Here is a 7,259-nt window from a genome sequence, read left to right on the forward strand (position 1 = left end):
CTCGACGGGCGCAATATCAGCCAGATGCTGAACGATTGCCACGCCCTCAGTGAGAATCTCGCCGTCATCCAGCTCCAGTGCGGGAATGTAGCCCTTCGGATTCACAGCGTAGAAGTCGCCTGCCGAATAGCGATGGTGCTCGTCAACGAGCTCAAGCGCAAAGTCGAAACCGCCTTCTTCCAGCACGATGTGCGGGGCGAGCGAGCAGGTTCCAGGATGGTAGAAGAGTTTCATGCTTGCCTCCTGGTCGCCAGCACGTCCGTTTCACCGGACGTGCTGGCGGGCTCTCCACTTCCGGTCAGAGCCGCATCAGGCCGCCATCGACCACAAGCGTCTGACCGGTCACGAAACGCGCGTCCTCACTGGTGAGGAAGGCGACGGGTCCGGCGATGTCGGCCGGCGTGCCGAGCCGCTTGATCGCCTGCATCATGTAGACCTGCGCTTTCTGCTCGTTCGGCATGCCGCTCGCACCTTCCGTGTCGGTGATGCCAGGATGGACGGCATTGACGATGATGTTGTCAGCCGCGAGCTCATTGGCGAGCGCGCGGACGAGACCGACCACGCCCATCTTCGACGTGATGTAATGGGAGAAGCCCATTCCGGGCGGGGTCACCATGCCGACCGCGTCGGAACCCACGGCGACAATCGATCCGCCACCCGCTTTGCGCATCAGCGGCACGATCGCGCGGGCGCCGATCACATGCGCGTCGAGGTTCACAGCCATTACGCGGCGCCATTCCTCCTGCGTCATCTGGTCGAGTCCGGCGATCGGGTAAATGCCGGCCGCATGCACGAGGATGTCGGCGCGGCCGAACTTCTGCTCCACCTCGCCGGCGACTCGCGCCCAATCGGCCTCACTCGTCACGTCAGCGGCGATGGCGATCGCGCCATTGCCGATCTCGGACGCTTCCTTTGCGGCATCCTCGCGATTGACGAGGACGATTTTCGCGCCGCGCTGCGCCAAAAGATTGGCGATGCCGCGCCCGATGCCCTGCTTGCCGCCGGTGATGATCGCGACCTTGTCCTGATGTGTGCTCATTGATGTCTTCCTTCGTTGTTGTTGGCAAAGTTCTGCCCTTGCCGGCTGCCGAGTGGTCGCCGGACGCAGAGTTTCGATGGCGGCAAGTGCCGTCAGTTGGTTGGCGGAGCGCTCTCGGCCAAAGCCTTCAGGCGTGGCTCACCGATCATGGCGAGCATGTCCGTACTTTCAGCCGTCCAGCCGAGTTCGTCGCGCGCCCTGGGCGAACGCGACCGGCTTGACGAGGCCATAATCAGCGCGCCGAACTCGCCCCAAACATCGTTCGCTTCTTCCGCGGAGACGCTACGCGCCTCACAGCCGAGGTCGCGCGCCACAGCTTCCGCGATCCATCGGTTGGGAATCTCGCCGCCGACGCCATGATACAGTGCGCCCGCTTCGCCGCGTTCAGCCGCCAGCGCATAGAGCCGAGCGATATCCTCGATATGGACATTGGAATAGCTGGCCAGCCCTTCGCCGACATAGCAGGCGGTGCCCGTCGCGGCGACCGAGCGATAGGTCATTGCGACGTGGCCATGATCCGCCGGACCCCAGATCTCCGGTGGCCGGATCACAATTCCATGGATGTCGCGCTTTGGGGCGGCACGCACGAGCGCTTCGACCTCGATACGGCGCGCGGCCAAAGGCTCGGGTGTAAAGACATCCTCCTCGGAGAAGCTGTCCTGGCTCCAGGCTCCGCCTGTCCGCTGGAGGAAGACGCCGGTGCCCGACGTGAAGATGAAGCGCTTGTTCGTCCCGGCGATCGCATCGAGCAGCACTGAGACGGCGTGATGCTCGGCGTCGGGGTGAAGCTGGGCCGCATATATGATTGCATCCGCATCCTTAGTTGCCGCAGCCAAGGCGTTCAGGTTGTTTTCCAGATCGCCGATAATCGGCGTGATCGATGCGGCTCGCAGCCGGTCCGCGCTCTCGGGCGAACGCGTGACACCGCGCACGACATGCCCTGTCGCCGAGAGATGGCGGGATACCCCGCCACCTACGAACCCACCTGCTCCGAATATCAAAATGTGCTGTTTCATGACCCATCCTATCGTGATCAGCAATATACGGACGGCTTTCCATGTGATAAGCCTATATTATTCGATGTTTGATATCTGTTTGGACGATACATGCTGGATGGCGTTTCCCTGGATCACCTTCGCACCTTCGTGGCCGCCGCGGACGAAGGCAGCTTCTCTGCCGCAGGACGCAAACTGGGCCGCGCGCAGTCTGTCGTGAGCCAGACGATCGCGAACCTCGAAGCACAGCTGGAATTGACGCTGTTTGAGCGGACCGCCCGCTATCCGCAGCTCACCGCCGGCGCGAAAAGTCTACTTCCCTCAGCGCGGCAGATCGTCCGTGACGCAGACAGATTGAAGGCCCAGGCGCGCAGTCTCTCCGCAGGCCTCGAGCCCGTCCTGTCGATCGTGGTCGATGTCATGTTCCCGCAGCGGCTGCTGACGGAAGTCGTGAGCGCGGCGGAGATCGACGGTCTCGAAGCGGCAGCGGCGGAGCCGTCCCTCGTGCCACCGAGCGACGTCGCGCGCCGTCGGGATCAGCGCCGCACGGCGTTTCGTGGTCGTGGTGCAGGCGCACCGCTCCCGGGAGACGAGGCCCCCGCTCGCCCGTTCGGCGGTGCTGCGGCGAAGGTGCGCGCGTCGGCGGTCTCATTCCTCGGTGGAGCCTCGGCCACCCGTGAGCGCCTGGAAGCGGCCGAGGCACAGGCCGCAAGCTCTGTGCCCCCCTCACGCCTCGAGGCCCGCTCCATCTCCGCCTGGTTCGGGGACCACCTCGTGCTGCAGGATGTCTCGCTGCAGATGCCCGCCGGTCAGATCACCGCACTGATCGGTCCTTCCGGCTGCGGGAAGTCGACGTTCCTGCGCATCCTGAACCGCATGCACGAGCTCGTGCCGTCCGCGGCCCTCGCGGGCGAGGTGCTCCTCGACGCCGACGACATCTATGACGCGAGTCATCGCCTCGTCGATGCGCGCAAGAAGATCGGCATGGTCTTCCAGAAGCCGAATCCGTTCCCGGCGATGTCGATCTACGACAACGTGGTCGCGGGGCTGAAGCTCGCGGGAGTGTCGGCGAGCCGCTCCGAGAAGGACTTCCTCGTCGAGTCCTGCCTCACGAAGGCGGGACTGTGGAACGAGCTGAAAGATCGCCTGCGCTCGCCGGGCGGCGGGCTCTCGGGCGGTCAGCAGCAGCGCCTGTGCATCGCCCGCTCGCTCGCGGTGAAGCCGCGCATTCTCCTGATGGACGAGCCGTGCTCGGCGCTCGACCCGACGTCCACGCGCGTCATCGAGCAGACGATGCTCGAGCTGGCCCAGGAGGTCACCATCGTCATCGTCACGCACAACATGCAGCAGGCGCAGCGCGTCTCGCAGCAGTGCGCGTTCTTCCTCGCGTCGCAGGGGCAGCCGGGCCACATCGTCGAACACGGTGACACTGACGCGATGTTCGGCGACCCGATCGATCCGCGCACGCACGACTATGTGAACGGACGCTTCGGGTAAGTCTCAGAACAGCGCGAGCCGCACGGCGGCCGAGACGAGCGCCGCCCAGACGAGGCTCGAGAGCGTGCCGACGATGAAGCGCTCGCGGGCCTCCGACCCGGTGAGCTCCGAGAACCGCCCGACGCCTTTGACGGCGACGACGGCCGCGATCGCCTCCGGGTAGCCCGCGATGATCGCGGCCGCGGTCGCGATGCGCTCCAGGTAGCCGATGGTGGCGCCGCCGCGCAGCAGCACGACATCATCGGATGCCGCCGGCCCGGCGTCGTCCGTGACGACGATGCCGCCGTCGGGGGTCTCGCGCACGCGACCCGATGCGGCGATCGCCAGAACGCGCCGCGTGATCGGGTCTCCGCCGACGACGGCGGCGGCGATCCCGACGAGGGCGAGCGGAACGCCGATCGGCGCGGGCGCCTCGACGTGCGCCACGACGGCGACGACGAGGGCGGCGATGACCGCGGCGCCTGCCGTCATGAGGAGCGCCGTCGACAGGCGGCGCATGGCGGCCGCGGTGAGCACGAGCGCGGCTCCCAGCAGCACGGTCACGACGACGCCCGCCAGCACGGCGGCGATCCAGCCTCCGGTGATCTCGACCATGGCCTCAGTGTGGCACGGAGCCCCGACGGGGCATCCGCGATCGAGGCACGTCTCCTGCGACACCGCGCCATCGAGCCGAGGGCGGCCCGCGGCATCCGATAGCCTGAAACGCGTGTCAACGCCCGAACTGAGCGCACTCGCGCCCGCCAACGATCCGGCGTTCCCGAACGTCTGGGACGAGATCGTGTGGCGGGGCCTCGTGCATGTGTCCACGGATCAGGATGCGCTGCGCGCGCTTCTCGGCGGAGACCCCATCACGTATTACTGCGGCTTCGACCCGACCGCACCGAGCCTTCACCTGGGCAACCTCGTGCAGCTGCTGCTGCTGCGCCGGCTTCAGCTCGCGGGGCACAAGCCGCTCGGCCTGGTCGGCGGGTCCACCGGTCTCATCGGTGACCCGCGCCCGACGGCCGAGCGCACGCTCAACACGAAGGAGACCGTGGGGGAGTGGGTCGCGAAGCTGCGCGCCCAGGTCGAGCAGTTCCTGAGCTTCGAGGGCGCCAATGCGGCGCGGCTCGTGAACAACCTCGACTGGACGGCACCGCTCTCGGCGATCGACTTCCTGCGTGACATTGGCAAGCACTACCGCGTGGGCACGATGCTCAAGAAGGATGCCGTCAGCGCCCGCCTCAACTCCGAGGCCGGCATCAGCTACACCGAGTTCAGCTACCAGATCCTGCAGGGCCTCGACTACCTCGAGCTCTTCCGCAGCTACGACTGCGTGCTGCAGACCGGCGGCAGCGATCAGTGGGGCAACCTCACGAGCGGCACCGACCTCATCCACCGGGTGGAGGGCGTGTCGGCGCACGCGATCGGCACACCGCTGATCACGAACAGCGACGGCACGAAGTTCGGCAAGAGCGAGGGCAACGCGATCTGGCTGGATGCCGCGATGTGCAGCCCGTACCGCATGTACCAGTTCTGGCTCAACACGCTCGACGCCGATGTGATCGACAGGTTGAAGATCTTCACGTTCCTGACCAAGGCGGAGATCGACGACTACGCGAGGCAGGTCGCCGACGAGCCGTTCCGGCGGGCGGCGCAGCGTCGCCTCGCGGCCGAGGTCACGACGACGGTGCACGGCCTGGAGGCAGCTCGCGCGGTGATCGCGGCCTCCGACGCTCTGTTCGGGTCCGGTGATCTCCGCGCACTCGATGCCGCGGTGCTGCGCACCGCGATCGACGAGCTCCCGAGCGCGCAGGTCGTGGCGGGATCGAGTGTCGCGCAGGCGCTCGTCGACACGGGCCTCACGGCGTCACTGTCCGAGTCGCGTCGTGCGATCGCGCAGGGCGGCGTGAGCATCGACGGCGAGAAGGTCGACGACGATTCGGCGGTCGTGCCACTCGGCCTTCCCGGCGGGGTGTCGGTGCTGCGGCGCGGCAAGAAGACGCTCGCCGGACTCCTCCCCGGCTGACCACACGGGGGAGCGATGCCGTTCACACCGAGCCATGCTGTCGTCGCCCTCCCGTTCGCGCGCACAGTGCTGCCGGCATCCGCTGTCGCGGTCGGGGCGATGACCCCCGACCTCCCGCTGTTCACCCGTCAGCTTCCGATTCCCTACGTGGTCACGCACGACCCGCGAGCGATCCTGGTGACGACGGCGATGGCCGCCGTGCTGTGGCTCGTGTGGCGCGTGGTGCTCCGTCCCGCGGTGCGTCCGCTCGCGCCGACCTGGCTCGCACGCCGCCTTCCCGAGGCCTGGGATGCCTCGCCCCGCCGTCAGTTCGAGACTCTCGCCGCCCGCACGGTGCGTGCACGCGTCACCGTCATCGCGTGGTGGGTGCTGGCGCTCGCCATGGGGGTGGCGACACATCTGGTGTGGGATGCGTTCAGTCACGAAGGACGATGGGGGAGCGCGATCATCCCGGCGCTCGCGCAGATGTGGGGACCCCTCGATGGATACCGCTGGGTGCAGTACACATCGAGCGCGTTCGGGCTTCTGGTTCTCGCCGTCTGGGCGACCATGACCCTCGCGCGGTCGCCCCGGATGCCGGCCCCGCGGGCGAACCGATACCTGCGGCTCGCGTGGTGGGCGAGTCTCCCGGCGATCCTCGTGCTCGCGTGGGTGTGCGGTCTCGTGATCGGTGGCGGCTTCACGCACGAGTACACGCCGCAGCATCTCGCCTACCGGGTGCTCCCACCCGCAGCGGCGCTGTGGGGTGTCGTCACCGTGGCGCTGTGCGTGCGTGTCCAGTGGCGCACGCCCAGATCCGCTGCCGACACCTGGCTCGCATGACCCGCGGAATTCCGCGGGAGGATGCCGCGACACGCCCGGGATGCGGCGGTGATTTGCCCGACCCCGGGGGCCCACGTAAAGTATCACTTGTTCGCCCCAAAGGAGCGCGGTGAGGCTGAGAAAGCCTCCCCTCCTCAAGCGGAGACAAACCCCATCAGACAGACTCCTTGAGAGTCTGAGACGTCATGTCTACGATGGGGTTCCTACTCGTCGAGTAGTCGGATCCCAGATCGCCAAGCGCGACACGCCGGATTTGACAAGCGAAACGAGACGGATAAGATAGAGAAGTTGCCCTGCAGAGAAGGCCGAGAGGCTGGAAGGCAGGAGCATCCGATCCTTGAGAACTCAACAGCGTGCACTTGTCAAATGCCAAATAACCTCGTGATCAGCTTCGGCTGATCTGAGATTCCTTTGGATCAAAGACCGGCACTTCGGTGCCGGCAACGGATAGTCAGCAATGACATCCCTTTGGTCAGATCAAACTCGCTGCGCCGGGCCTATTCCGCTCGGAACAGCAAAAATTCTTTACGGAGAGTTTGATCCTGGCTCAGGATGAACGCTGGCGGCGTGCTTAACACATGCAAGTCGAACGGTGAAAGAGAGCTTGCTCTCTGGATCAGTGGCGAACGGGTGAGTAACACGTGAGCAATCTGCCCCTGACTCTGGGATAACAGCTGGAAACAGCTGCTAATACCGGATACGAGCTGCGAAGGCATCTTCAGCAGCTGGAAAGAATTTCGGTCAGGGATGAGCTCGCGGCCTATCAGCTTGTTGGTGAGGTAATGGCTCACCAAGGCGTCGACGGGTAGCCGGCCTGAGAGGGTGACCGGCCACACTGGGACTGAGACACGGCCCAGACTCCTACGGGAGGCAGCAGTGGGGAATATTGCACAATGGG

Annotated in this window: 6 protein-coding genes, 1 rRNA gene and 2 pseudogenes; 5 read left to right on the top strand and 4 right to left on the bottom strand. The window is 65.9% G+C overall.

The features are described 5' to 3' along the window. The 3 genes from ABT08_RS12030 to ABT08_RS12040 form a co-directional block, all read right to left on the bottom strand. Positions 1 to 234: glutathione S-transferase N-terminal domain-containing protein (locus ABT08_RS12030; RefSeq protein WP_288115106.1), on the bottom strand; the 234-nt coding region annotated here is incomplete at its 3' end. Between the two features lie 64 nt (positions 235 to 298). Beyond that, a complete protein-coding gene (locus ABT08_RS12035; protein WP_288115107.1) occupies positions 299 to 1,039 on the bottom strand; it encodes an SDR family NAD(P)-dependent oxidoreductase in 741 nt (246 codons plus the stop codon). 92 nt (positions 1,040 to 1,131) lie between these two features. Then, positions 1,132 to 2,055 carry an NAD-dependent epimerase/dehydratase family protein gene (locus ABT08_RS12040; RefSeq protein ID WP_288115109.1) on the bottom strand — a complete coding sequence of 308 codons (924 nt, stop codon included), beginning with the start codon at positions 2,053 to 2,055 and terminating at the stop codon, positions 1,132 to 1,134. Between the two features lie 90 nt (positions 2,056 to 2,145). Between ABT08_RS12040 and ABT08_RS12045 the strand changes: the two are divergent. Then, positions 2,146 to 2,322 (top strand): annotated as a pseudogene (locus ABT08_RS12045) (helix-turn-helix domain-containing protein); the annotation flags it as partial. 441 nt (positions 2,323 to 2,763) lie between these two features. Then, positions 2,764 to 3,531 (top strand): annotated as a pseudogene (locus tag ABT08_RS12050) (phosphate ABC transporter ATP-binding protein); the annotation flags it as partial. A 3-nt stretch (positions 3,532 to 3,534) separates the two neighbouring features. Here ABT08_RS12050 and ABT08_RS12055 read toward each other — a convergent pair. Continuing rightward, entirely contained in the window at positions 3,535 to 4,125 is a 591-nt protein-coding gene (locus ABT08_RS12055; RefSeq protein WP_056209302.1) for a hypothetical protein, read from the bottom strand. A gap of 112 nt (positions 4,126 to 4,237) precedes the next feature. Between ABT08_RS12055 and tyrS the strand changes: the two genes are divergently transcribed. The 3 genes from tyrS to ABT08_RS12070 all read left to right on the top strand — a co-directional run. Further along, a complete protein-coding gene (gene tyrS / locus ABT08_RS12060) occupies positions 4,238 to 5,539 on the top strand; it encodes a tyrosine--tRNA ligase (protein ID WP_048809044.1) in 1,302 nt (433 codons plus the stop codon). A gap of 15 nt (positions 5,540 to 5,554) precedes the next feature. Continuing rightward, positions 5,555 to 6,361 (top strand): DUF4184 family protein, encoded by an 807-nt coding sequence (locus ABT08_RS12065; protein WP_056209300.1) that lies wholly within the window; start codon positions 5,555 to 5,557, stop codon positions 6,359 to 6,361. A gap of 524 nt (positions 6,362 to 6,885) precedes the next feature. Further along, positions 6,886 to 7,259: ribosomal RNA gene (locus ABT08_RS12070) — 16S ribosomal RNA — on the top strand; the annotation flags it as partial.

This window comes from Microbacterium sp. SCN 71-21 (assembly GCF_001725695.1).
In the GTDB taxonomy this organism is placed as follows: Bacteria; Actinomycetota; Actinomycetes; order Actinomycetales; family Microbacteriaceae; genus Microbacterium; species Microbacterium ginsengisoli.